A 25,086-nucleotide genomic window follows, 5' to 3' on the forward strand; every position below is an offset into this window, starting at 1 on the left:
TAGCGCAGTGGGGAGTACTATCCGTGTGAGCCCATCCACGGCGGGGTATGCGTATGATGGCGAAGTATGTTGCCTAAGCTCTTAACCCTCGAGACCCTGGTGATTTCGCAGACCAAGTCTTTTCTGCAGGATCAGTTCCTCATCGCGGATGAGCAGGGAGTGCCCGTCGGAACCATCCTGCAGTCCGGTGGAATGAAGGACATGCTCTTTAATTCCTCCCGCAGTTTGGAGGTGGCTTTCACGGATGATCACGGCAACCCGCAGCAGTCACTCATGCTCATCAAGGACCCACCAAACTTCCTGAGGGATACGTATGAGGTGTATTTGCCGGGCGTCGAGAAGCCTATGGCGGTGGTGACCAAGCGATTTTCCATGCTCAAGACGCGCCTGACCATGGAGATGGAGGGTTTCCCGGAAATTGAGATTGAAGGTGATATCTGGGATTGGAATATCACCATTAGTAGTCAAGGCCAGCCGCTCGCGGAGGTGCGTAATGAGTGGGCGGGCGTGGGGAAGTTCCTTTCGGGGAAGAACACCTACCGCCTGAGCATCGCGCCGGGGCTCGACCCGCAGCAGCATGCGGGGCTTATCGGCGCGGTGATGTGCATGGATATGCTGCGCACGAAGGCACAGCAGAGCGGTTAGCGGCGATGTGCCATGCGCCAGCCGCCGTAGGAAAAGAGGGCGGTGGCTAGCGCGGGCAGGCCATAGGTACGGATGGCCTTGCGGACGGAGCGGTAATCACGAATGAGCCAGCCTTTCTCCTCGGCGATGTCACGCAGCTTCGAATCCGGGTTGATGGCCACGGGCGTGCCCACCATAGACAGCATGGGGACGTCGTTGGCGCTGTCGGAGTAAGCCGTGCAGCGTTCAAGGTCGAGGTTTTCGAGCGTGGCTAGGGCGGCGACGGCATGCATTTTGCCAGGACCATGGAGAATATCGCCCACGAGACGGCCGGTGAAGCGCCCGTCGTCGACCTCCGCCACTGTGCCGAGGGCACCGGTGAATCCGAAGCGCTGGGCTAGGATCTGGGCTAATTGCACCGGGGTGGCAGTCACCAGCCACACTTGCTGGCCTGCGTCGAGGTGCATCTGAGCCAGCTGCTTCGTGCCCGGATAGGCCTTATCCGCCATGGATTGGTCCACAATTTCTTCGCACAGTGCGACCATGTCCGCTACCGAACGACCCTTCACGAACTCGAGGGCCTGGACGCGTCCGGACGCAACGTCCTCAGTGTTTTCGGACCCAGAGATGCGGAATTTCAGTTGCTTCCATGCAATGGGCAGGATTTCTGAGAGGCTGAAGTATCGACGCCGTGCCAGGCCAAACGCGAAGGCGACGAGCGATGAGCCCTGAACCAGCGTGTTGTCCACATCAAAAAAGGCCGCGGCGCCGACGTCTTGGGGAACATCTGGGTCCGGCTGCGTGATGGAACGTGCGCCGGCAGATTCGAAAGAGCCCTGGACGGATTCCACACCCGAGGAGAAGGAATCCAGGTCGATGCCGAAGAGCTGTTCCACCGCCGCGGCTGCCGACGCCTCACCTGCCGCACGCTGACTCTCCTCATCCAGTGGGGCAAAGGCCTGTTGTTCCAAGAAATTGCGGAGGTTTCCCCTACTCGCGGTCCAGTTGGCAAGGAACTCGCGGGGGGAGTCGGGCATACCGGGTGGCAAGGGGAGGGGCACGCGTTCAGCTTTCAACGGGTAGGCAGGCTAACGTGTCCATAGTAAACCGCACAAAGTTCAGAGTCTCACTAAGGAGCCCTTTTATATGTCCCACACAGTCGAGCTCATGGTGCGCACGACGTGCGGCTCGTGCGCGCGGGTGCGTGAGCAGATAACGCCAGTAGTGAAAAACGCTGGGGCGGAGCTCATCGTGCGCGTCGTTGACCAGGACAACGAGCTGGCCATGGAATACGGCGACCGGGTGCCTGTTGTGGTGATTGATGGTGATGAGTTTTCGTGCTGGGAAGTCGATAATGAGGAGCTGGCACAGGCGTTGGCAGGATAAGTCCCCACGGTGCGCGTGAGTTTCAGAATCGGGCTTGAGACTAGTAGTCTTTTGGTTGATTTGAGTCATCCAAAGGGATGATGAAGGACTGGAGGGTAGTGCATGAGTGTGCTCGTCGTGGGCATGTCGCATCAGTCGGCGCCAGTAGCGCTGCTGGAAAAGCTGAGCATGAACGAGACCGTGCAGACCAGCGCCTGCCAGACCCTGGTCCAGGCGGACTCGCTCTCTGAGGCGATGATCATTTCCACGTGTAACCGCATGGAGGTCTACACCGTCACCAACTCCTTTCACACAGGAGTGCAGGATGTCGTTCGCACCCTTGCCCGCGTGTCCGGTGTTGATGAAGGCGAGCTGCGCTCCTACCTTTATGTGCGTTATGCCGACGCAGCTGCTGAGCACCTCATGACGGTGACCTCCGGTCTGGATTCGATGGTGGTGGGCGAGCAGCAGATTATCGGCCAGGTCCGCACGGCTTATCAGTCCGCTACCGATCAGGGAACGGCCGGCCCGCGCATCCACGCGTTGGCACAGTCCGCGCTGCGCGCCGGCAAGCGCGTCCATTCGGAAACGGAGATCGATGAGGCTGGGGCCTCCATGGTGTCCTTCGCCTTTGATCAGGCGTTGAGTCGAATGGGTCGGGAGCGGCTGGACGGCGCGCGCGTACTGATCCTTGGCGCTGGCGCCATGGCGTCGCTGGCGGCCACTCATGCCGGACGTTTGGGAGCCCATCTCATCATTGCGAACCGCACCACCACACGCGCGCAGCGCGTGGCCGAGCATGCTCACGAGGCGGGCGTCTATGCGGACGTCATCGAGTTCGCTGACCGTGCCCAGGCGCTGCGTGATGTGGACATGGCCATATCTGCGACTGGCGCACAGGATTTCACCATCACGGCTGCCGACGTCGAGCGCTATCACGGTGCCGGCCGTGAGCTCATGCTCGTGGACCTGTCTCTGCCACGCGACATCGATGATGTCACCGCCTCTGTCGAAGGTGTGGACTTGGTCAATATCGAGCGTCTCAGCAAATCCTTGGAGGCTGCCGATACGGACATCGCTGCAGGTACCAGCCCGCATGCCCAGGCACGCCGCATCGTTACTGAGGAGCTCAATGCCTATGCCTCCGCCCAGCGCGTGCGCGATGTCGTCCCCGCCGTGTCTGCTCTGCGCAAGCGTGCCGCCAACCTTGTGCAGTGCGAAATTGCCCGTCTCGAACAGAAGCACCCTGAGCTGGACGAGCGCCAGATGGGGGATGTCAACCGCGCGCTTAAGCGAGTGGCAGACAAGTTGCTCCACGAGCCCACCGTCCGTGCAAAGCAGTTGGCCGCTAATTCCGGTACGGTCAGCCATGAAACCGCGCTCCAAGAACTCTTTGGCCTGCAGCTTGAGGGCAGCGGCGTGGCAGTGGACATGACCGAGCTGCCGGACGCCACACAGATGAAGGCTGCGGAGAATAAGAAGACAGAGGAAGAGGACGCATAAATGTTGAAGATCGGTACACGAGGTTCCTTGCTCGCCACGACACAGTCCGGCCATGTGCAGGGCTGGCTTCGGGACGCAGGCTACGAGGCCGAGCTGCACATTGTCACCACGCAGGGAGACGTCAACATGGCGCCCGTTGAGCGGATTGGCGTGGGAGTGTTTACTCAGGCTCTGCGTGAGGCTGTGCATCGCGGCGAGTGTGAGATTGCCGTGCATTCTTTCAAGGATTTGCCAACGGCCGTCGATGAGCGCTTCGACCTTGTCGTGCCCCAGCGTCAAGATGTGCGTGAAGCACTCATTGCCCGCGATGGCCTGACCCTCAAGGAGCTGCCGGAAGGCGCGCGCGTAGGTACGTCCGCTCCGCGTCGCATCAGCCAGCTCAAGGCACTGCGCCCCGACCTGGACATCCGCCCACTGCGCGGCAATATCGATACCCGGATGGGCAAGGTGACCAGCGGCGAACTCGATGCTGTTCTTTTGGCGTATGCCGGGCTCGTGCGCGCTCACTACGCCGACCGCGCCACCGAGGTCTTCGACCCCGCGGTTTTCATGCCGGCACCCGCCCAGGGCGCGCTTGCGATTGAGGCTGTGAAGGGCACGGAGGCAGCCCAGGCTATCGCCCTGCTTGGCGACGCCCTCGCAACCGCCGCCACCCGCGCCGAACGCACCGTGCTGTCCCAGCTCGAGGCCGGCTGCACCGCCCCGGTGGCCGCCACATCTCGCTGGGAAGGCGAGGAGCTCATCGTCCGCGGTGGCGTCTTTGCCCTCGACGGCTCCCGCCAGCTCACCGCCCAAGCGCGGGGCGCGGCCGAGGAGGCGGAGGCCCTGGGCCGCGCGGTCTCTGAGGAGCTCTTTGCCCAGGGAGCTGCAGAGCTGCTGGCTAACTAATTTTTGGTTTCGGGGCTTTTCCTTTAGTGTGTATCTAGCACACAATCATTGGCGTCAATGATTCAGCCCCCCTTAAACCGCAATTGAGGGGTGGGCTTTACTCTCCCGCCGCGGTGAGCGGCGCAGGAATCCCCCGGAATCCACAAACTAGAAAAGAACCTTATGAGCAATGCCGTGCCGGATACTCAGTCTGAACTGGGCTCGTCTGATCTGGGCTCGTCTGACCTGGGCAAAGTCGTCTTCGTCGGCGCCGGCCCGGGGAATCCCGATCTCTTGACCGTCCGTGCTCGCGAGGTTCTGGAAACCTCCGCCATTGCCATCACTGATGCTGAGGTGTCCTCCGGCGTGCGCGAGATGGTGGCCCAGCAGGTGCCGGTGCCGCAGGAGCTTCTCGACGCCGCCGAGGCCGAGTACGAGCGCATCTGCGCCGCAGCCAAGGAGGCTGGTGCTCGCCGCAAGCCCCCACGTCCGGCACCGCCGACGGCGGCGGTGTTCGAGGAGGTCGAGGGGGACGTCGTCAAGCAACTGCGTGAGGCGCTGACCCGCGCCGAGGGCCGCGATGTGATTCGTCTGGTGACGGGCAACCCGCTCAACCGCGAATCCATCAAGGCGGAGATTTCTGCGGTGGCGAACGCCGGTATGGAGTTTCAGGTCGTGCCCGGCATGTCTTTGCCGTCGACGGTGCCGTCCTTTGCCGGTATCGCGCTGGGTGCGACGTACACCGAGGCGGATATTACGGAAGGTGCGGACTGGGATGGTCTGGCCTCCGCAACGCAGCCTTTGGTACTTCAGGCCACGGCTGATGACCTGCCCGTGATCTCCCGCGAGTTGGTGGAGCGCGGCATGCCCGCCGACACCGAGGCTTATGTCACTGTCCATGGCACGACACGCCTGCAGCGCACGCACGAGACCACCCTGGGAACCCTGGGCAAGCTTGATGCCGAGCTTCCCGGTGTCCTCGTTGTGACGCTGGGGCGTAGCTTCGATGACCGCTCGAAGTACTCCTGGTGGGAAAACCGCTCCCTCTACGGCTGGCGCGTGCTCGTGCCACGCACCAAGGAGCAAGCGGCAGCCATGAGCGCACGGCTTGCTGGACACGGCGCTATCCCACAGTCGGTGCCGACCATTTCGGTGGAGCCGCCGCGTAACCCGGCGCAGATGGATCGCGCCATCAAGGGCATCGTGGAAGGCCGCTACAAGTGGATTGTGTTCACCTCCGTTAACGCGGTGAGCGCGGTGTGGCAGAAGATTGCGGAGCTTGGACTCGACGCACGCGACTTCGCTGGCGTGCACCTGGCCGCGGTGGGGCAGAAGACTGCTGATGCTATCCGCGCCAAGGGCATGGTTCCGGAGGTCATGCCGAAGCCGACTAAGCAGAATGCTGAGGGCCTCGTGGAGGTCTTCCCCAACTATGTTGAGGACATCGATGCGGTGGGCCGCGTGCTGTTGCCGCGCGCCGATATCGCCGGCGAGGTGTTGGTCAATGGTCTGCTGGACCTGGGCTGGGAGGTCGATGATGTCGTGGCCTACCGCACCGTGCGTGCGGCCCCGCCTGCAGCGGAGATACGTGACATGATCAAGTCGGGCGGTTTTGATGCTGTAGCCTTCACATCGCCGTCTACCGTGCGCAACCTCGTGGGCATTGCGGGTAAGCCGCATGCGCGCACCATCATCGCCTGCATCGGTCCCTCCACCAAGGCAGCGGCCGAGGAAGTGGGGCTGCGCGTGGACGTGGTTCCAGAGGTTGCGGATGTGCCGATGCTTGTCGACGCCCTCGCAGACCACGTCGCTGCCCTCCGCGCCGCCGGTAATTTGCCTGCGCCGCGCAAGAAGCGCCGCTCGCGCAAGAAGACTTCCTCGACCGCGTCAGGGCGAGCAGAGTAAGGGCGACTAGAGTCGAGAAGGTAGTTTATTTTCTCGTCGCTCAAAGGAGAGTTTCTACTCATGAGCATTGCTCGCCGCCCCCGCCGTTTGCGCCAGACCCGTGCTTTCCGCGACATGGTCGCGGAAACCACGCTGCGCCCGTCCGACCTCATCCTCCCGATGTTCGTCGTCGATGGGCTGAACGAGCCTCGTGACATTCCCTCGATGCCGGGCGTGCAGCAGCATAGCCTGGATTCCCTCAAGCGTGCCGCGCATGAGGCCCTCGATGCGGGCGTGACCTGCGTTGATCTTTTCGGCGTGCCGCGCGAGGAGGACAAGGACGCGACCGGTTCCGTGGCCTGGGATCCGCAGGGCATCCTCAACGTGGGTATTGCGGAGCTGCGCAAGGAATTCGGCGATGACCTCATTGTCATGGCGGATACCTGCCTCGATGAATTCACCTCTCACGGGCATTGCGGCGTGGTTGATGACCAAGGCCGCGTGCTCAATGACGAAACCGTCGAGCTCTACCAGGACATGGCGCGCTCCCAGGCACGTGCCGGTGCGCATATGGTCAGCCCGTCCGGCATGATGGACGGCCAAATCGCCGCCATCCGCGAGTCCCTCGATGACGCTGGTCATGAGGATGTTGCCATCATGGCCTACTCGGCGAAGTACGCCTCCGCCTTCTTCGGCCCCTTCCGTGATGCCGTGGGTTCCTCCCTGGAAGGTGACCGCCGCACCTACCAGCAGGATCCGCGTAATTACCGCGAGTCGATGCTGGAGGTAGACCTCGACATTGAGGAAGGTGCGGACATCGTCATGGTGAAGCCGGGCCTGCCGTATCTCGATGTGCTGGCCGGTACGGCGGAACGCTCCTCCGTTCCCGTGGCCGTCTACCAAGTCTCTGGTGAGTACGCGATGATTCAGGCTGCCTCCCAGAACGGGTGGATTGACGGCGAGGCCGTTATGCTGGAGTCCTTGACCGCGTTCAAGCGCGCTGGTGCAGACCAGATCCTGACGTACTTCGCCACGGACGCTGCCCGCCTGCTCGCATAACCTGCCCACCTTTAAGGAGAGTCGTGACGCTTAGCCCGAACACCACGCCGGCCGCACAGCCACGGGGCGAGGATTCCACGAAGTCCAAGCGCACCGAAGCTGTCTCCCTCATGCTTAAGGTGTGGACCGTTGCTTTAGGTCTTGAGGTCGTGCACCTCGTCTTGAGCATTGTGCTCACACTGCTCAACCGCGATGAACTCTTCGCGCAAGCACGAACCGCCGCGGAATCTGCAGCCGAGCGCTCTGGTCAAGACATGACGGAGGCTTTCGTCCAGATTATGGCCTATGGTTCGGTAGCGCTGAGCTCGCTCATCTCGCTGGCCATTGTAGTGCTGCTGGGCATCATGCTGTGGATGATGAACAGCAAGTCCAAGGCCGCCGGCACCGGCCGGCGCCTGTGGTTCGCGTTCTCCCTCTATTTTGGTCTTCGCGTGCTCATCGTCTTCCTCAGCAGCCCGGCCGGAGCGAACGTTCCGGATTGGCTCTTCGTGCTGGACGGCGGCGTGCAGATTCTCGTTGGCGTGGCTGCCGTCATGGGCTTGCTCTTCGCCGGTAAGGAGGAAGTCCTTGAGTACACCGGGGAGATGGAGCAGGTGCGTCAGATGCGCAAGGAGATGGAAGAGCAGCGCCGCCTAGACAACCAAGCGCAACGCGATAAGGACCGTGACAGCAAGAGCAAAGACAGGAAGAACAAGAAAGACGACCGCTCATGAACGATCGCCCAGGTCCCGCAGACTATAACCGCGGCCCCCGTCGAAAGAAGAGGCAGGGCGATCAGGATTATTCCTCATGGCCCTCGCAGCTGCGGATCGCCTACTGGATCTTCGTCGTGGGGGCAGTCGTCATGCTCACCGCCGGCATGGTCGGACTCTTTGGTTCCTATTCCCAGGTGACTAACACGGAATTGAGCGTGGAGCAGGTGGACTATATCCGCTTCAATACGCGCTTTGCGGCTATTTCTAACATCGTGAGCGCTGTGGTGATTGCTGCCTGTTCCGCACAGTTGGCAAGCGGCTCGGTGTGGGCCCGCCGCATCATCACTGCAGTGTCGGCTTATGCCATGTTCGTCAACGTGGCAGCGCTCATCGCAGGAGTGGGTGGGTTGCTGTTGCTGCTCATACCGATGGTGCTCATGGTGGGCATTTTCTTCCTCTTCCACCCAGATTCCACGGCCTTCATTAAGGCGCGGCGCGCGGAGCGGGCGTAATTGGCGCCGACTCCAACTTTTGATTCATAATGGACGGTATGTCTCGACTGTCTGCCGCGCCGCTCATTGAGGCCGCTTCCGGCCGTACCCCGTCCCGCCCGCCCGTCTGGTTCATGCGCCAGGCGGGTCGTTCCTTGCCGGAGTACCGCAAGGTCCGCGAAGGAATCAGCATGCTGGATTCCTGCTTCATGCCGGAGCTCCTCGCGGAGATTACCCTGCAGCCGGTGCGCCGTCACGACGTCGATGGCGCCATCCTCTTCAGTGATATCGTCGTTCCGCTCAAAGCCGCAGGCGTGGGGGTGGAGATCGTTCCCGGACGCGGCCCCGTCATGGATGCGCCGGTGCGCACCAAGGAGGATGTGGCCAACCTGCCGGTTCTTGATGTCGACGTGCCCGAGGTCCGACAGGGCATCGAGATTATTCTGAACGAGCTCACCGACAAGCAGGCGCTCATCGGCTTCGTCGGCGCGCCTTTTACCTTGGCCAGCTACCTCATTGAGGGCGGCCCCTCGAAGAACCATGAGCGCACCAAGGCGCTCATGCACTCCGAGCCACAGACCTGGCACGCGCTCATGGAGCGTCTCACACCCACGATCATTGCGTTCTTGGATCTGCAGCTCGACGCCGGCATTGATGCCATGCAGCTCTTCGATTCCTGGGCGGGCTACCTTAACGAGCGCGATTATCGGGAGTTTGTTCTTCCGTACTCAACGCAGATCCTGAAGGAGGCTGAGGGCCGCGTGCCGCGCATTCACTTCGGTGTGGGCACCGGCGAGCTGCTCGGCGCGATGTCGGAGGCCGGTTCTGAGGTCATGGGTGTGGATTACCGCGTGACCATGGATTCTGCCGCCGCCCGTGTGCGTGCGAACATCCTGCAGGGCAACCTCGACCCGGCTCTGCTGTTTGCTGGCGACGGCGCCGTGCGTAACGCCGTGCGTACCATCAAATCTGAGGTCACCCGCGCTACTGAGTGCGGTGACATGAACGGGCATATCTGGAACCTTGGCCATGGGGTTCTGCCTACTACCGACGCCGACGCAGTGACCCGCGCCGTCGCCATCATCCACGAGGAGGGCTAAATGAAGATCGCGATTATCGGCGCTGGACTAGCTGGTCTGACGGCGGCTTGGGAGCTGCGCTCCCACGAGGTCTACGTGTTTGAGGCCGCCGGCCGCATCGGCGGCAAGCTGCACACGGTTGCCTTCAATGGCGGGCCGACGGACATGGGCGCGGAGGCTTTCATCCGTCGCCGCAAGGATGCCGTGGACTTCTTCGAAGAATTGGGCCTTGCGGATTCTATCGTGGAACCCAACGGCGAGCTGCGCCCACGCGTGTATGCGGGCGGTGAACTGCACTTCCTTCCGAAAGGCGGCGTGATGGGCATTCCGTCTGAGCCGCAGGACTTCTTTACTGCTGCGACCAATGAGCGCATCACCAACGAGCAGCCTTTCGAGTGGGAAATTGGTGGGGATGTGTCCGTCGGTAAGCTCGTGCGTCAACAGTACGGTGATGACGTCGTTGACCACGTGGTTTCTGCGCTGTTGGGTGGAGTGTACTCCTGCGCCGCCGATGACCTGGGCCTGCGTGCCACGGTTCCGCACGTGGCGGCTGCGTTGGACACGATGGCTCAGGATGGGCCTGTTACGTTGTCCGCTGCCATCAAGCAGATCGAATCCGGCCGCAGCCCAGCCGAGGGCTCTGTCTTCGGCACCTTCAAGGGCGGCTACGCCGAGCTCTACGAGGCCCTGGCGGAGAAGTCCGGCGCGCAGATTCACCTCGACACTTTCGTTTCCGGTGTCACACGCAAGGGCGATGCCTTTGAGGTCACAGGCGCCCCGGGTGACCTGGGGCCCTTCGACCGCGTCCTGTTCGCCACCCCGGCGCCGACCACCGCGCGCCTCATCAAGGCCGTGGCTCCAGAGGCCGCCGAGCAGCTTGCTACGGTTCAGCTGGCATCCTCTGTGGTTGTGGGCTTCAACTTTGCTTCCGCCACGGACCCGGAGGGCAACGCGCTTCCCGACGCCACCGGCATCCTCATCGCCGCCGACGAACCCGACCTACGCGCCAAGGCCTTCACGCTGTCCTCCAATAAGTGGCCGCACCTAGGTGAGCGCGAGGGCTTCCTCGTGCGTGCGTCCTTCGGACGCTTCGGCGATGATGCCCTGGTGCGCGCGGAGGAGGACGATCTGGTGGACTATGCCCTCGATGATTTGCACGCGATTACCGGCTTCGACGGCCGCGCCGCTGGCGTGGAGGAGATCTATACGCAGCGCTGGTTCGGTGGCATCCCGCGTTACGACGAGAAGCACCTGGCTACCGTGGCCGCTGTGAAGAACTCTCTCGACGGGGTTGCGGGCATTGCTGCCACCGGTGCCTGGGCCGACGGCGTTGGCGTGCCGGCCGTCATCGCCGGTGCTCGCGCTGCTGCGCAGGGGCTCGTCAGTTAGCTAGTAGTGGTATCTGCACCCAGCAATCTCGATGGTTCCACCCTTAATGCGATAGACCAGTCGGTGTTCTTCAGTAATTCGCCGAGACCAAAATCCGGCCAACTCGAATTTGAGAGGTTCGGGCTTGCCTATCCCTTCGTTGCCGTTTCGTGGAATGTCCTTAATGAGGTTATTGATTCTCTTGAGGTTCTTCTTGTCGTGAGACTGCCACCAGAGGTAGTCCTCCCATGCTTCCTCTGCCCACGAAAGAATCATTGGCGTTTAGTTTCCTCGATGAGTTCGTGTTGCGCTGCTTCTCCAGCGTCAAGTTTCTCAATGGAATCGAGCAAGCGCTGCGCATTGCGAGGGGAGCGCAAAAGGTAAGCAGTTTCGCGAAGAGAGTTGTAGTCATCTAAGGAAACGATGACTGCAGACTCATGGCCATTGCGAGTGATGATGACTTCCTCGCGGTCATCAACAACCGACTGCAATACTTCGGCGTACCGTGCTCTTGATTCCGAGTAAGACATGGTCTTCATAAGCGAGCTCCCTTCTTGTACAAGAAACTGTACAACGAAATGAGGCTGAGTGCTAGAGAGGTTTCAGTTCAGGAGGTCCAGATGAACGGTGCGCGTCAGATTGAGCCGCCCGCACACGTGCTCGTCGTGACTGACCAAGATGAATGCCCCGCGGTAGCTCGTGAGCACCTCGACTAGCCAGTCGGTGGTGGGGATGTCGAGGTTGTTCGTCGGTTCGTCGAGAAGCAGGAAACGCGGCGTTGGATCGCTGAGCAGGACGCGGGCGATCTCGACGCGGAAGCGCTCGCCACCAGAAAGCTGGCCTACGGGCTGGTGGATCTTGTCATTGCGGAAGAGCATCTGGGCAAGTTGGTCGCGTAAGAACTGCGGATCGGCGGTGGGGTTTGCTTCCCGCACTATGTCGAACACCGATTTCTTCGAGGGCAAGACGATGCGTTGGCGTATGTATCCGCAGGGCAGCGCGTACTCGACATTGCCGTGAGCGATGCGGTTGAAAAAAGTGGTCTTACCGCTACCGTTGGGCCCGGCGAGCCGCACCCGTTCGGGACCGGTGATACTGAGCAGATCGCTGACGAGGACGCGAGTCCCCGCGGGCAGCTCAGTGCCGGGGAGATCGATATGGACTTCGGTGTCGTCGCGAAGCGCACGCTGCGCTTGGTCATGGGCCGACTGGGCGGAAGCGACTGCGTCGTTAGCCTGTTGAGAGCGCCCAGCGGAAGAGCGTTCAGAACGGTTCTTATCGTTGCCCATGGCCATGCCGGGCTTGCGCTTTGAGGCGGCGAAGTTCTTGCCACGACGGGCATCGCGGGCGATGCGGGTCTGCATGGCGGCGCGCTCGCGAAGCTGCTTGCGGTGCTCAGCCTTGGTTTCCCGAACTTTAGCCTGTGCGGAATCCTGCTCGGCATCAATCGCTGCGCGGTAGGCGGAGTAGTTTCCCTCGAACTCACGGAGTGACCCGTGGTAGAGCTCAGCGATGCAATCTGCGTGCTCGAGGAGCTCACGGTCGTGTGAGACGACGAGAACCGGCACGGGTGAGGACTGAATGAGATTGAGTAGGCGCTTCCGCGACTCAGAATCCAGATTGTTAGTGGGCTCGTCGAGGATGAGGAAGTCGGGCTTGCGGAAGAAGGCGGCGGTTAGCGCCACGGTGACGGCCTCACCGCCGGATAGGGTGCCGATGGTGCGCTCCAGGGAGAAGGGGATGCCTGCCGCGTCGAGGGCTGCTGCGATGCGCTCTGCTAGGTCCCACTGCTCACCAACGGTGGCGGCGAGGTGGTCGGAGTAGTCGCCAGCCTCAATGCGGGCAATAGCGTTGAGGGCGTCGGTCGCGCCAAAGACATCGGCGATCGTGTCAGACGTATGCAGACCTAAATCTTGGTCGACATAGAGGACTGAGTCCGCGGATACAGTGCCCGACGTCGGTTCAATGAGGCCGGCAAGAACTTTGGCCAGCGTTGATTTTCCGGAGCCGTTTCCTCCGACCAGACCGGTGAATGGTGCTGAAAACGTGCCGGTGAGCTCCGTGAAACAAGGGGAGCCGTCCGGCCACGTGACGCAGAGATGAGAAAAAGAAATAGGCATGAAGAATTCCACCTTCGAGAAAGTCGTGCAAACAGAGACATCGAATTAGGAAAAAATCTTCATGCCTGAAAGATTAACGCTGGCTAACGTCCCAGCGCAAGGGCCGCCACGCCGAGGCCGAGGGCGCCGCGGGCAATGTAGTGCAGCACCTCGGGGGAGAAGGAAACGCCGAAGCCTCCGCTATCCAGCATGGACATGCGGTCCACGCGGGCTGGGCGGGAACGCTTAAACGACGCCCAGGTAAGGCCGGCGACGATGAGTGCCACTGCGATGGCGGAGAACTTCCACACCAAGGCGAGGACACAGGCGCCAAGGAGTGCCGTGCCCACAGAAGCTGCAAGAGGAAGGCCCCAGTCAGGCCATGAATTATCGCTGATGCGACCGAAGGATGCGGCGCGCCCAACCGCCGCGCCGACGATGCTCCACGCCGCGAAGAAACCGACGATGGCCAGCGCCCCGAGCTGTGGGGCGAGTCCCAACGTCAGTCCGAGGACGGCGAGCGCACCAACGCCGATGTACCACCGTCGTCCCAGACGACGGAAAAAGAGGGCTACCAACGTCGATGGTGCATGGCTTCGACGAGGAATCCACGCGGACTGGCTCGCAATGGCGTCGGAGGTGACCTCCGAATCGAGCAGTCCAAGGCCAGATCCGCCGACCAGGCGAGTGCGCCCAGCGCTGAGAAGTGAAGCCAGCGTAAACGAGTGCCATCCCACGACAAAACGCAGGGCTGGCGCTACAAGCGCGAACCATGGGGACAGTCCACTGGACACGCAAACCCCGAGGCCCAAGACTCCGAACCCGAGAAGCTGTGCCCACGTGATCGAGTCGGTACCACGCAGTCGGCCGCGTGGGCGATCACAATACACCCAGCGCTCCCGGGACAACGCTCGTAGCGGATAGAGCGCTTCAGTGAACACGATGAGCGCAAACAGGCCCACAACGCCGGCAATCGGGGCGATAGTAGTCAGCGAGATGCGCGCCGGGATGGCAGGCAAGACTGCGCCGACTTGTTGCCATCCTGTGTAGCCGAAGCCGATGACGATGCCGGCGAGGACGAGGTACCAGAGACCGTCGCCCAGTCGAGACAGAGCGCGCATCACAGCTGCACCACCTCGTCGCATGCCTGGGTGACGGTGTCGGAATGTGAGGCCACGACGATGCAGCGATTTTCTTCGTCGGCTAGGTAGCGCAATTCACCTGCGAGGAACTCAGTCCAGGTAGCGTCGAGGTGGCGCTCGGGTTCGTCGATAAGCACTGCACTCGCCGGCTGGTACAACTGCGAAGCTAGAAACACACGCTGGCGCTGGCCCGAAGACAGGCGTGAGGCAGGGTGCGGAAGGAGGGGCTCGAGTGCCCAGAGTTCGCAGAGCTTGGCGACTTCCACCCCTGCCGCCTTTCCGATCAGGTCCAGGTGCTCACCCACGGTGAGGTCGGGGAGAAAAACCGGCTCCGTCACTGTAATTACTGTGCTGGGGTGTTTCTTCGTGCCAACGGAATGGCCGTCACACTCAACTGTGCCCTCGAGTGGTGTGAGTTCGCCTCCGAGTGTTGCGAGAAGTGTAGACTTTCCCGAACCATTGGGGCCAGCGAGGCCATAGATGCGGCCTGAGGCGAAGTTTTTCTCAAGGTGTCCTAGCGGTGCGGTGTGTCCGTAGTCGGCTGTGATTGAAAGCATTGCTGGGTGGCGAACTCCTCGCGTTGAATGAGCAAAAGATTATTAACAATTATTGATGAAGTTTAGCGAAATATGGGTTACCGCGTTTTCTGTAGGTAGAAAACACTCTTGGAACAGATGCTTTGAGCTGCTAAAATGGTGAAAAGTAGTTGATAGCTCGGGAGGGTAACTATGTCTAAGCCGATTCATGTTGAAAGTAAAAGCAGCGACCGTGATCCGTTAGCGCTGAGTGATGCTGCGCTGCGGTTGGCGGGCCACGATGTGACGGATGAGCACGTGCGCCAGCTGGGCCGCGAAGTGGCCGCAGGGACATTATCCGCAGACGAAGCAATCGCTCGTGTTCGGCGTGCTTCGCTCAAATAGAGACCGGGGGAGAGACATGAGCGGGGGCTGGGACAACTATTTCATTCCAGGGACCAAGGTTCTGAAAAATCGTTTGGGATTGGATGATGCAGAAGAACTCCGGATTGTGGAAGAGAAATTGGTATTTCTTCGAATCGTGGAGTTGGAAGCGGCGCCTCTGGAAGGTGCGTTTGATTATGCACACTTCAAGGCGATACATCGGCATCTGTTTCAGGACGTGTACGAGTGGGCGGGCGAAGAACGCACTGCGCCTGTAGGCCAGTTCATGATTAAGGCAGGGCATGCCTACTACCCAGCGGGACCGGAAATGACGAAGGCGGCGGAGAAGTTGTTTGCCGGGCTGGCGAAGGACAGCTTTCTCCGTGGTTTAGGCTTTGATGAGTTCGTAGCCAAGCTGGCTGAGCTGTGGGGTGAGCTCAACGTAGTCCACAGTTTTAGGGAGGGAAATACCCGAACACAGACGGTGTTTTTCGATGCTCTGGTGAAGGCGGCGGGCTACCGCCTTGACGTGGAGCGTCTGGCGAATGATGCGGACGTGCGCGCGGAATTTATCGCCGCGCGCTTTCACAGCCAGGACACCGGAGATAACGCGCAGCTGGAGGAGGTGCTGCGCGGGATCGTCACACAGAAGGGCAACTAGACGCTAGACGCCGGACTTATCCCTTATTGCGGAAGACAAAGATGGAGGAGAAGTCCTGGTCGCCGTGGCCCATGGCTTGCTGCTCCTCGAAGCGCTCGATGGCGGCGGCGACAGCTGGCAGCGGTTTGTTGGCGGTCATCTCCATGAGCTTGGCGTCCTTGCACAAGGCATCGACGGTGAAGTCGCCCGGAGTGGTGTTGCGCTCACCAGTGATGAACGGACCCTTCATGTTCTTCATGAAGGCAAGGCCGGTGATATCGAGCATTTCGAGGATGACTTCGGAATCGAGGCCTTCCGCCTCACCAAGGTGGAGTGCCTCGAGCAGACCCTCGGCGGTGACGGCGAGGGCTAGGTTGGCCAGGAGTTTGCCGATTGCCGCGGTGGCGGCAGACTCCACGCCGATGAGCTTGTTCTCGTCAGCCCAGGGCTCGGCAATGGTCATGGCGAGCTCGCGGCGGTCGTCGTCAGGCGTGCCTACGTAGACACCGAGTTTTCCCTCACGCGCCGGGCCGAGCGAGCCGACGACGGGTGCGTGGACATAAGTGTCCACCGCAGCGGCGAACTCGCGGGCGGAATTGGGGGAGACAGTCGTGGTGTCAATCCATGTCACGCCCTCGGGGATGAGGTCCGTGTCGATGACACGTTCACGGATGTCATCCGGGCCAAAGAGCGAGGTGATGATGACCTCTGCGCCCTCCACGGCGGCGGTGGGGGAATCAGCGAGAGTAGCGCTGGCGTCGACCAGCGGCTGTGCGCGCTCCGCGGTGCGGTTCCAAACGGTGAGCTCATGGTAGTCGAGGAGGTGTCGGGCGAGCTCGGTACCCATGCGGCCAGTACCTAGGAATGCAATCTTCATGCCGCCCAGTGTGCCATCATTGTGGGCAGGCTCGCCGCGATTCATGCGAGCCCCGGATAAGTCGGAGGGCTTTAGCCGGTTGTGGCCCTCGGTGATCTTTGTCGTTGCCTGCGCCATTTCCATGGACGGGCTGGGCTGGGCCATGAAGTCCATCCCCGTGGGCACCGCTTATGCGGTGTGGGCCGGCGTGGGTGCGGTGGTTACCGTCATCTATTCCTTTGCGGCAGGGCATGAGGCGGCAACAGTATGGAAGGTGCTGTTCCTCGCCATGATCATTGGCGGGATTGTGGGCCTGAAGGTGGTGCACTAGGAGGCGTCGTCGTTTCACACGACGAAGGAGAATCGATAGATCGGTGAGTGGACGTTTATGTGCTTGCATAGTAGACTTCTGGATATCAAGCCGTAAGGCAAATAGGCTCTGGCCCCAGCGATGCTGGGGCCATCTTTTATTTCGCTGGGAATTGCTTTAGCGCTTCAGGCCTAGTTCTTGCTGTATGAGTTTCATAAACGCCTCTTGATAGTGGAAATATCGGCAAGAGGGGATTGAGGTGCGAAGAACTCAAAAACGCACCGCTTATCCAATATGGAGTCCCCCCGAACTTTTGGGCTTCAGAATACCTGATAAGTCGGGAGGACGAGTGGGGTTATTCGTAGCGCAGCGCCTCAATCGGATCGAGCTTCGCGGCCTTGCCCGCGGGATAGTAGCCAAAGAAGAGTCCGATGGAGAGCGAGAATAGCATCGACATGATGACCGCCCACAGTGGTGGGAGGACGAGTGCGCCAATGGCTGCGGCGCCCGCCATGCCAGCGGCGGTGCCGATGGCAATGCCGATGAGACCACCGATGAGGCAGACCACGACGGCCTCCGTGATGAACTGCATGCGGATATCGCGGCGGCGCGCGCCGAGGGCCTTGCGGATACCGATTTCGCGGGTACGTTCCGTGACCGTGATGAGCATAATGTTCATCACGCCGATGCCGCCGACGAGCAGCGAAATGCCGCCGATAGCCGCAAGAACCAAGCTCATTGTGGTGAAGATCTGGTTGAGGGAGGCTAGGTCTTCACTGAAGTCTGTTACCTCAACCTTGTAGTCAGGATTGTCGGCATAGTAGCTATCGAAGACGCGCTGCAGGTTGCTGGCTACCGTGGCTTTGTCCAGATCGGGGTTACCGCTGATGGAGACCTGGGAGAACCCCTCGCCGGCGCCGGGGGAGTCAGATAGCTCGGATTCCAGTGTGTAAGGCACGAGAGCGGTCTGGCTTGGTCCTGTTCCGATGAGGGGACCAGTTTGCGGTTCCTCGTAGACGCCGATGACTGCCAAGTCCAGCGTGGTGTTCTCCCCGTCCTCGAAGGTGACGTACTGGCCCACGGCGGCCTCTGGGCTACCGAAGAGTTCAGAGGCAGTCTCTGCCGTGATCATGGTGGCGGGGCGAGAAGAGTCGATGTCATCGTTGCTCAGCGAGCGGCCCGCCACGATGGAGAATTGTGAGGCGGTGACGTAGTCAGGGTTGGTGGGGCGAAGAAGCAGATTGGAGGATTTTTCATTCTGGTCGTCGCTATCGGCCAGCATTGTCCCAGAGAAAGAGTTGTACTCGCCGATGATGATGCCGGTGATTTGATCCCCCATGGAGTCCTCGATGCTGTCGAGCATGTCCGGGGTGATGAGGGAACTCTCATCGTCGATGGGACCACCGCCCATGAAGGTGTCCTGAGCTTCTTCTTCCTCGCCCTCCTCAGGGCGTTCTGTCACCTGGACGGAAAAGTTGTTGGCGCCGACCTTGTCAAGGTCATTCTGCACAGAGGTCTGCAGTGAATGGCCCAGCGTGACGATGGCGATGACGGCGGCAATGCCGATGATGACGCCCAACAGCGTCAGCGCCGAGCGCATCTTGTTGGTGCGCAGGCTTGACAGCGCCATCTTGGTGGACTCAGCGAAATTCATGACAAGACTCCATCCACCATCGTGACCGTGCGGGAGCATTCTTCGGCCAACTCTGGGTTGTGAGTAATGAACAAGATGGTCTTTCCGTGCGTGCGGTGCAGCTCGTGGAACAGGTCCATGACCATGCGTCCGGTCTGCGAATCCAAGGCGCCAGTGGGCTCATCCGCGAGCAGGATATCGGGTTCATTGGCCAAGGCGCGGGCTACGGCAACGCGCTGCTTTTGACCACCCGACAGCTCGTTGGGCAGATGATTCATGCGGTCCTCCATGCCGACCATCGTCAGAAGGTTTTCTGCACGCTGGGTGCGCTCGCGGGCGGACAAGCCCGCGTAGATCATGGGCATCTCCACGTTCTTGAGAGCGCTGATGCGCCCAACAAGATTGAAGTTCTGGAAAATGAAACCGATTTTTTGGCCGCGGAGTTGGGCGAGGTGGTCGTCGTCAAGCGCCAGCGCATCAACGCCAGCCAGGTGGTACTCGCCGGCAGTGGGGCGATCGAGCAAGCCGATGATGTTCATGAGCGTGGACTTGCCGGAGCCAGACTGGCCTACCACAGCCACGAACTCGCCCTCGTCCACGGAAAAGTCCAGGCCAGGGATGACGGTCAGCTCGCTATCGAGGCCCTCGTTGAAGCGTTTGACAATGCCCCGCATCTCAATGAGGCGGCTCATGCGTTCTCATCCGCGCCGGAGACGGAGGCTGCTTGACCAACCATGTCCTTGTACATTTCGGCTTGGGTGATGACGGTATCGCCCTCCTTGACACCGGAGGCAATCGCGGCAGCAAAGGCTGACTCGGTGGCCACGGTGACCGTACGGGCGTGGATTTCTCCGTCTTCAACGACGAGCACGGACTTCTTTCCGTTGTCCTCGAAAATGGCGGATAGCGGCACGGTGATGGCGTTCTTGTTCTGTTCCGTGATGATCTTGGCCTTGGTGGTGGAGCCTAGGCGGAGGCCTTCGCGGTTGCCCTCGACGCGGATGTCCACGGGGAATTCGGGCTTGGAGGAGCCGGAACCGCCACCGGAACCCGAGCCGGATTCGGCGGACATAGGCTGCTCAGCCGTGGGGGAGATGAAGGTGACCTTGCCTTTGTATTCCTTGCCCGGGCTCGACGGTGTGGTGAACGTGACTTCATCGCCGACCTTGATGTTGGCGATATCGCCTTCCTTGACCGTGGATTTCACCAGGAGCGTGGAATCATCAGCCACGGTGAGGATGGGGCCTTCGGCGGGCATGCCGGCTTGGCCATTGACGGCGGTGATGACGCCCGCTAGCGGGGAGCGCAGGTCTGCCTGGGACAGGGTGTACTCGAGTGGGCCGTTCTCCTTGGCGCTGTTTGCGCTTGCCGACGTCGCACTTTCCACCGCATGGTTCACCGCTTGGGACTGGGCGGAGATTTGTTGCTCGATGGCCAAGTTGCTGGCCTGGAGCGCACGTTCGGCATCAGAAACAGCCTGGTAAGAGGCGGCAGTAGCGCGCTGCTGCTCACCGAGCTCACGGTCGATGCCGCGGAGGACGCGGTTGTAGGAATCCTCGGTGTCTTTGAGCTGGCGTTCGGCATCCGATACCGCCTCATCGGAATCGAGGTAGCTCAGGATGGCACTGGCGGTCTGCACACCAGAGATGTCTTCGGTGGCGGTGCCGATGGAAGCAAGCGCTGCTTGGAAGGACTTGGACTCGGCGTCGCGCACCCCGGTGCGGGCTTGGTCGACGGCGGCGCGGGCTTCCGCAACCTCGGGGCGATCTCCCTTGGTAGCGAGGGCTTCATCGAGTTTCTTCTGCGCTTCGGTGTACTCACTCTGAGCGGAGTTGACTGCAGACTGTGCGCTGTTGACCTCTGGATTAAGACCTTGGTCGAGGGATTCTTGAAGTTGGCGCAGTTGCAGCTGGGCGTCCTCAATCTGATGGACGGACTCTAGCTTTCCTGCCTCCTGCGCAGTGCGCTGGGCCTCGAGCTCGCGCTCGGTGTCGGTGGTGTCCATTCGGCCTAGAAGTTGCTGTGCATCGACGCGGTCACCGACTTTTGCCTCAAGGGACTGGATAGGTCCAGTGAGTGAAGTCGTCAGGGAAAGCTCGCGTTCAGCAGCTACCGTGCCGGTTGCGGATACCGAGCTGATGAGATCCTCTTTGGCCGCCGTGGTGATGTCGGCCGAGGTTAGCTGGATATCGGAGGAACCACTGGTGAGTGCGTAGTACCCACCGCCGCCTGCGAGGAGAACAGCCGCGAGGGCGCCTGCTGTGATGCCGAGAGCTTTCTTGTTCATGAATCCCTTGCCTTGTCAGAAAAGCTGTGAATGTAAACCGGGTATAGATTAACTCTCGTGCATGTAGGTTGTCAGTCAACTCAGGGTGAATATCGGAAGTAGATCAGGGTCTACCCCTAGAGGGCATGAGGACTGGTGACGTTTCGATCAAATAGGGGTCCGAAAATGGGCGTTTTTCTGCCACCATTTGATCGAATCGTATGCGGCATCTGACTTTTAGAAGGGCACATCAATATAGATGTCTTCCGCCTTGGGCAGGGGCGGAAGTTCGGGCAGCTGGTCCAAGCCGTCCTCGACTTCTTGTGGGATGGGTATATACGTGGGCACGCGTGGGGGCTTGGGGAACTCTGGCTTAGGTTTGGGCTTGGGCTGGTGTGGCGGCTGGACTGGGCGTGGTGCCGGTGCGTGGACTGTGACAGTTTCCACCTGGATAGGCGGAGCTGGTGTTGGCGTTGGTGCTAGCGGCTGGTCTGGTACTTGCTGAGGTGCGTCTTTTTCTGGTGCGCTAGGGGCCAGGGAAGTAGTTTTGCCCAAACGGGAGACCGGCTGTGGTGCGGCGGTGGGCTGCCAGGACGATGGTGCGGTGCTGGCATCTGGTGCGTGGAGTTTCGTCGAAGTGGGGTGGAGAGGTGTTGTGGTTTCTGCCTGAGTAGCAGCACAGGATGCGAGCGGAAGGCAAGCAAGAATGACAAGAGTGTGGCGTGGTGCCATAGGAGTTCCCCCTTAGTAACGTGGCCCGTCCCAGCGCACCCCCGCGCACGAGCACAGACCCTAAGAATGTGGTTGTGTTGCCAGCATAGCGGTCTTGCGGCAAAGCTGCAGGGCAAAGCCCGAGGAGCAGGGGGAGAGGCAAAGGGAGGGACTCAAACTTTTGTATAGGGCTAAAACCGATACAATGTAGGCTATGCCTAACTCTAGCCAGCAGAATACGAACAAGTCCGCCCAGTGGTTTGACCGCGCCACGAAGGTCACCCCGGGTGGCGTGAATTCTCCGGTCCGCGCTTTCGGATCCGTCGGCGGCCAGGCCCGAGTTATCGCTCGCGGTGAAGGCTCCCGTCTGTGGGATATTGACGGCAACGAATACGTGGATCTGGTCAGCTCCTACGGTCCGATGATCCACGGCAACGCTCACCCAGCCATCGTGGAGGCCGTGCAGAAGGCGGCCGCCGACGGCCTCTCCTTCGGCGCTCCCACGGAAGGTGAGACCCTTCTGGCAGAGCGCATCGTGGAGCGCACCGCAGTAGAGCAGGTTCGCCTCGTCAACTCCGGCACAGAGGCCACGATGTCTGCGGTGCGCCTGGCTCGCGGTTTCACCGGCCGCGCGAAGGTCCTCAAGTTTGAGGGCTGCTACCACGGCCACGTGGATGCACTGTTGGCGTCGGCTGGCTCCGGCGTTGCAACCTTTGCGCTGCCCGACTCCCCGGGCGTGACCGGTGCCTCGGCCGCGGATACCATCGTCGTGCCCTACAACGACCTCGATGCCGTCCGCGAAGCCTTCGCCGCTCACCCGGGGGAGATTGCCTGCATCATCGCTGAGGCAGCCGCCGGCAACATGGGCACCGTGGCTCCTGAGGAGGGCTTCAACGCGGCGCTCAAAGAGATCGCGCACGCCGATGGTGCCCTGCTCATCCTCGATGAGGTCATGACGGGTTTCCGTACCTCTCACAAGGGCTGGTTCGGCGTGGACGGCGTGGCTGGTGACCTGGTGACCTTTGGCAAGGTGGTCTCCGGTGGCTTGCCGGCGGCTGCCTTCGGTGGCCGCGCTGACGTGATGGCGCACCTGGCGCCGTCGGGCCCCGTTTATCAGGCGGGAACGCTCTCCGGTAACCCGGTCGCGATGGCTTCTGGCCTGGCGTCGCTGGAGCTTGCCACCGAGGAGCTTTACCCGCGTCTGAAGGCTAATGCTGACCGCCTGACTGGCCTGATCACGGCAGCACTTGATGCCGCTGGCGTGGCGCACCACATCCAGCGAGCAGAGTCGATGTTCTCCATTCGCTTTGCTGAAGGTCAAGGCCGCAACTTTGCGGACATGCAGGCGGCCGAGACGTGGCGCTTTGCCCCGTTCTTCCACGCTCTGCTGGAGGGCGGAGTCTATGTTCCGCCGTCAGCATTCGAGACGTGGTTTGTGTCCGATGCGCTCACGGACAATGATTTTGAGGTAATCGAGGCGGCACTCAAGCCGGCTGCCCGCGCTGCGGCGAGTGCCCAGCAGTAAATCACGAGTACACGAGGGGATACCACGAGGCCTATGTCGACCACCATCGTCCACTTCGTCCGCCATGGCGAGGTCTATAACCCGGACAAGATCCTGTACGGACGCATCCCGGGCTACCACCTGTCTTCCCGTGGACACTCCATGGCTGCGCGTACCGCGAAAGCCTTTGAAGGCCATGACGTGACGTACTTGGCGGCCTCGCCGCTCCAGCGCGCACAGGAAACCGCACAGCCGATTGCGAAGGTGACGGGTTTGGAGGTGGACGTCGATAAGGGCGTTATCGAATCCGGCAACCGCTTCGAGGGGCTGCGCACCAAGGGCTGGAATTCGCAGCTGTGGAACCCGCAGCGCTGGCCGCTCATGGTCAACCCGCTCAAGCCGTCCTGGGGCGAGCCGTTTGAGCAGATCGCCGCACGCATGATGGACGCCGCCGAGCGCGCCCGTTCGAAGGCTGAAGGTCATGAGGCCATCGTGGTCTCCCACCAGCTGCCCATCGTCATGGTTCAACGCACCGTACTGGGCAAGCGCTTGGCACACGCGCCGTGGGATCGTGAGTGTGACTTGGCGTCGGTGACCTCAGTGGTTTACCGCGATCATGAGATTGTGGACATCTTCTATTCTTCCCCTGCGCAGGACATCTAATGCGGGGCTTAAAGATTGGTGCCGCAGTAGTCGTGGCCGCGCTGGCGCTCGCCGGTTGCTCGCAGAGCGAAGATAATTCACAGAACGCGGTGGCCTCCGGTGGCACATTCCAGTTCATTTCACCTGGTGGCCAGACCACCATTCGCTATGACGAAGCTGACCGTAAACCACTGAAGGATTTCTCCGGCGAAGATTTGCGGGATGAGTCCACGACGATCAAGCTCTCGGATTTTAAGGATCAGATCGTCGTGCTCAACTCGTGGGGCCAGTGGTGTGCGCCGTGCCGCTCGGAATCAGATGATCTGCAGGCGATTCACACAGAGCTGCAGAAGCGCAACATCGGCACCGTGCTGGGTATTAACGTCAGAGACTTTAACCCGGAGATTTCCAGGGACTTCATGGCCGATAACGGCTTGGAGTACCCGTCCATCTACGACCCGCCGTTTAAGACGGCCGCAGCCCTCGGTGGCGTGCCGACGTCTGTGGTGCCCACCACCATCGTGTTGGATAAGCAGCACCGCCCAGCGGCGGTCTTCCTGACTGAGATCACAGAGGACATGGTTCTCGAGGTCGTTGACGAGCTGGAGAAAGAACAGTGATCCTTGCCGCTGACGGGCTTGGACAGAGCTTTGCCGACGCCGCCGCGGCCGGCCCTCTTCTCCTGGGAATTCTGGCCGCTGCCGCAGCAGGTTTAGTGTCTTTTGCCTCGCCCTGTGTGATTCCCCTCGTGCCCGGCTACATGTCATACCTTGCCTCCGTGGTCGGCGGTGAGGTCAGCTACGACGCGGAGTTGGGGGTGGGCGTCGGCAAGCGTAGGCAATGGGCCGTCGTCGCTGCTGCAGCACTGTTTGTACTGGGCTTTACCGTCGTCTTTGTGCTGGCTACGGTGTCCGTGTTTGGAGCTATTTCGGCGCTGACGCTCAACGCAGACACCCTCATGCGTGCCGGCGGCATCATCACCATCCTCATGGGCATCGTGTTCATGGGCGTGGTGCCGGTGCTGCAGAAGGATACGCGCATGGCGCCGAAACGCTGGACCACCTGGCTGGGTGCTCCGCTGCTCGGTGGAGTGTTTGCGCTGGGGTGGACTCCTTGTCTGGGACCGACGCTGGCAGCCATCCTCTCCGTGTCTGCAGGCACGGAGGGGACGACGGCACTGCGTGGCACTGTCCTCATCATTGGTTATTGCCTGGGGCTGGGGCTTCCCTTTCTGCTTGTGGCATTTGGTTCTGCCAAGGCGATGCGGACTATTTCCTGGATGCGGAAACACTCCCGAGCCATCCAGATTATCGGTGGTATCGCCATGATCCTCGTGGGCCTAGCCTTGCTGACCGGCCTGTGGGAAAGCTTCATCAACGCCATTCGTCAGTGGACCGTCTCCTGGTCTGAGTCCACCGGCACGACGCTGATTTAAGGAGAGATTTTTTC

General features: G+C 61.0%; 28 protein-coding genes. 17 read left to right on the forward strand and 11 right to left on the reverse strand.

The features are described 5' to 3' along the window. Nucleotides 1-66 precede the first annotated feature (66 nt). Nucleotides 67-645: an LURP-one-related/scramblase family protein gene (locus CSING_RS01615; protein WP_042529124.1), complete on the forward strand. Its 579-nt coding sequence runs from the start codon at nt 67-69 to the stop codon at nt 643-645. On the opposite strand, the gene CSING_RS01620 is transcribed toward CSING_RS01615, so the two are convergent. After that, on the reverse strand, nt 642-1,661 hold the full coding sequence (locus CSING_RS01620) for an HAD-IB family hydrolase (protein ID WP_042529126.1): 1,020 nt from the start codon (nt 1,659-1,661) through the stop codon (nt 642-644). The two genes, CSING_RS01615 and CSING_RS01620, sit on opposite strands and share 4 nt — an antisense overlap. Nucleotides 1,662-1,770: 109 nt before the next feature. Here CSING_RS01620 and CSING_RS01625 point away from each other — a divergent pair, with 109 nt between their 5' ends. From CSING_RS01625 to CSING_RS01665, 9 genes are all read left to right on the forward strand, one after another. Then, a complete protein-coding gene (locus CSING_RS01625) occupies nt 1,771-2,010 on the forward strand; it encodes a glutaredoxin family protein (RefSeq protein WP_042529128.1) in 240 nt (79 codons plus the stop codon). Between the two features lie 102 nt (nt 2,011-2,112). After that, the gene (locus CSING_RS01630) at nt 2,113-3,492 is read left to right on the forward strand and encodes a glutamyl-tRNA reductase (RefSeq protein WP_042529130.1); all 1,380 of its coding nucleotides are present in this window, start codon (nt 2,113-2,115) and stop codon (nt 3,490-3,492) included. Further along, the gene (hemC, locus tag CSING_RS01635) at nt 3,493-4,380 is read left to right on the forward strand and encodes a hydroxymethylbilane synthase (protein ID WP_042529132.1); all 888 of its coding nucleotides are present in this window, start codon (nt 3,493-3,495) and stop codon (nt 4,378-4,380) included. Between the two features lie 162 nt (nt 4,381-4,542). Further along, nucleotides 4,543-6,264 (forward strand): bifunctional uroporphyrinogen-III C-methyltransferase/uroporphyrinogen-III synthase, encoded by a 1,722-nt coding sequence (locus CSING_RS01640; RefSeq protein WP_042529134.1) that lies wholly within the window; start codon nt 4,543-4,545, stop codon nt 6,262-6,264. A 60-nt stretch (nt 6,265-6,324) separates the two neighbouring features. After that, entirely contained in the window at nt 6,325-7,302 is a 978-nt protein-coding gene (hemB, locus tag CSING_RS01645; protein WP_042529137.1) for a porphobilinogen synthase, read from the forward strand. 23 nt (nt 7,303-7,325) lie between these two features. Continuing rightward, nucleotides 7,326-8,015: a hypothetical protein gene (locus CSING_RS01650; RefSeq protein WP_042529139.1), complete on the forward strand. Its 690-nt coding sequence runs from the start codon at nt 7,326-7,328 to the stop codon at nt 8,013-8,015. Further along, a complete protein-coding gene (locus tag CSING_RS01655) occupies nt 8,012-8,509 on the forward strand; it encodes a hypothetical protein (RefSeq protein ID WP_042529141.1) in 498 nt (165 codons plus the stop codon). The genes CSING_RS01650 and CSING_RS01655 overlap by 4 nt, the downstream gene beginning before the upstream one ends. A 38-nt stretch (nt 8,510-8,547) precedes the next feature. Continuing rightward, the gene (gene hemE, locus CSING_RS01660) at nt 8,548-9,588 is read left to right on the forward strand and encodes a uroporphyrinogen decarboxylase (RefSeq protein WP_042529143.1); all 1,041 of its coding nucleotides are present in this window, start codon (nt 8,548-8,550) and stop codon (nt 9,586-9,588) included. Then, entirely contained in the window at nt 9,589-10,956 is a 1,368-nt protein-coding gene (locus CSING_RS01665; protein WP_042529145.1) for a protoporphyrinogen oxidase, read from the forward strand. Here the strand turns inward: CSING_RS01665 and CSING_RS01670 are convergent, their stop codons facing one another. From CSING_RS01670 to CSING_RS01690, 5 genes are all read right to left on the reverse strand, one after another. Then, complete coding sequence (locus tag CSING_RS01670; protein ID WP_042529146.1) at nt 10,957-11,211, reverse strand: Txe/YoeB family addiction module toxin; 255 nt, start codon at nt 11,209-11,211, stop codon at nt 10,957-10,959. Further along, nucleotides 11,208-11,474 (reverse strand): type II toxin-antitoxin system Phd/YefM family antitoxin, encoded by a 267-nt coding sequence (locus CSING_RS01675; RefSeq protein WP_042529149.1) that lies wholly within the window; start codon nt 11,472-11,474, stop codon nt 11,208-11,210. The genes CSING_RS01670 and CSING_RS01675 overlap by 4 nt, the downstream gene beginning before the upstream one ends. A 63-nt stretch (nt 11,475-11,537) precedes the next feature. Next, the gene (locus tag CSING_RS01680) at nt 11,538-13,055 is read right to left on the reverse strand and encodes an ABC-F family ATP-binding cassette domain-containing protein (RefSeq protein WP_042529151.1); all 1,518 of its coding nucleotides are present in this window, start codon (nt 13,053-13,055) and stop codon (nt 11,538-11,540) included. Nucleotides 13,056-13,138: 83 nt separating this feature from the next. Further along, nucleotides 13,139-14,155, reverse strand: a complete 1,017-nt coding sequence (locus CSING_RS01685; RefSeq protein ID WP_042529153.1) for a hypothetical protein — start codon at nt 14,153-14,155, stop codon at nt 13,139-13,141. Then, entirely contained in the window at nt 14,155-14,733 is a 579-nt protein-coding gene (locus CSING_RS01690) for an ABC transporter ATP-binding protein (protein WP_042529155.1), read from the reverse strand. Before CSING_RS01690 ends, CSING_RS01685 begins: the two co-directional genes overlap by 1 nt. A 171-nt stretch (nt 14,734-14,904) precedes the next feature. Between CSING_RS01690 and CSING_RS13515 the strand changes: the two genes are divergently transcribed. Next, nucleotides 14,905-15,096, forward strand: coding sequence for a hypothetical protein (locus CSING_RS13515; RefSeq protein ID WP_144403095.1), 192 nt, complete (start codon nt 14,905-14,907; stop codon nt 15,094-15,096). A gap of 16 nt (nt 15,097-15,112) precedes the next feature. Further along, nucleotides 15,113-15,736, forward strand: coding sequence for a Fic/DOC family protein (locus tag CSING_RS01695; protein WP_042533025.1), 624 nt, complete (start codon nt 15,113-15,115; stop codon nt 15,734-15,736). 16 nt (nt 15,737-15,752) lie between these two features. On the opposite strand, the gene CSING_RS01700 is transcribed toward CSING_RS01695, so the two are convergent. After that, nucleotides 15,753-16,592 carry an NAD(P)-dependent oxidoreductase gene (locus CSING_RS01700; RefSeq protein ID WP_042529157.1) on the reverse strand — a complete coding sequence of 280 codons (840 nt, stop codon included), beginning with the start codon at nt 16,590-16,592 and terminating at the stop codon, nt 15,753-15,755. 43 nt (nt 16,593-16,635) lie between these two features. On the opposite strand from CSING_RS01700, the gene CSING_RS01705 reads away from it, so the two are divergent. Beyond that, nucleotides 16,636-16,902, forward strand: a complete 267-nt coding sequence (locus CSING_RS01705; protein ID WP_236684003.1) for a DMT family transporter — start codon at nt 16,636-16,638, stop codon at nt 16,900-16,902. Between the two features lie 334 nt (nt 16,903-17,236). Here CSING_RS01705 and CSING_RS01710 read toward each other — a convergent pair whose 3' ends face one another. The 4 genes from CSING_RS01710 to CSING_RS13135 all read right to left on the reverse strand — a co-directional run bounded on the left by CSING_RS01710 (nt 17,237) and on the right by CSING_RS13135 (nt 21,512). Further along, nucleotides 17,237-18,535, reverse strand: a complete 1,299-nt coding sequence (locus CSING_RS01710) for an ABC transporter permease (RefSeq protein ID WP_042529161.1) — start codon at nt 18,533-18,535, stop codon at nt 17,237-17,239. Next, nucleotides 18,532-19,206 carry an ABC transporter ATP-binding protein gene (locus CSING_RS01715; protein WP_042529163.1) on the reverse strand — a complete coding sequence of 225 codons (675 nt, stop codon included), beginning with the start codon at nt 19,204-19,206 and terminating at the stop codon, nt 18,532-18,534. Before CSING_RS01715 ends, CSING_RS01710 begins: the two co-directional genes overlap by 4 nt. After that, nucleotides 19,203-20,801: an efflux RND transporter periplasmic adaptor subunit gene (locus tag CSING_RS01720; RefSeq protein WP_042529165.1), complete on the reverse strand. Its 1,599-nt coding sequence runs from the start codon at nt 20,799-20,801 to the stop codon at nt 19,203-19,205. Before CSING_RS01720 ends, CSING_RS01715 begins: the two co-directional genes overlap by 4 nt. A gap of 216 nt (nt 20,802-21,017) precedes the next feature. Further along, entirely contained in the window at nt 21,018-21,512 is a 495-nt protein-coding gene (locus tag CSING_RS13135; protein WP_083280822.1) for a hypothetical protein, read from the reverse strand. Between the two features lie 193 nt (nt 21,513-21,705). Between CSING_RS13135 and hemL the strand changes: the two genes are divergently transcribed. The 4 genes from hemL to CSING_RS01740 are packed head-to-tail and all read left to right on the forward strand — an operon-like array spanning nt 21,706 to nt 25,072. Then, complete coding sequence (gene hemL, locus CSING_RS01725; RefSeq protein WP_042529168.1) at nt 21,706-23,016, forward strand: glutamate-1-semialdehyde 2,1-aminomutase; 1,311 nt, start codon at nt 21,706-21,708, stop codon at nt 23,014-23,016. A gap of 33 nt (nt 23,017-23,049) precedes the next feature. Beyond that, the gene (locus CSING_RS01730; protein WP_042529170.1) at nt 23,050-23,658 is read left to right on the forward strand and encodes a histidine phosphatase family protein; all 609 of its coding nucleotides are present in this window, start codon (nt 23,050-23,052) and stop codon (nt 23,656-23,658) included. Continuing rightward, a complete protein-coding gene (locus CSING_RS01735) occupies nt 23,658-24,257 on the forward strand; it encodes a TlpA disulfide reductase family protein (protein ID WP_042529172.1) in 600 nt (199 codons plus the stop codon). The genes CSING_RS01730 and CSING_RS01735 overlap by 1 nt, the downstream gene beginning before the upstream one ends. After that, nucleotides 24,254-25,072, forward strand: coding sequence for a cytochrome c biogenesis CcdA family protein (locus CSING_RS01740; protein ID WP_042529175.1), 819 nt, complete (start codon nt 24,254-24,256; stop codon nt 25,070-25,072). Before CSING_RS01735 ends, CSING_RS01740 begins: the two co-directional genes overlap by 4 nt. Nucleotides 25,073-25,086: the final 14 nt, after the last annotated feature.

This window comes from Corynebacterium singulare, assembly GCF_000833575.1.
GTDB lineage: Bacteria > Actinomycetota > Actinomycetes > Mycobacteriales > Mycobacteriaceae > Corynebacterium > Corynebacterium singulare.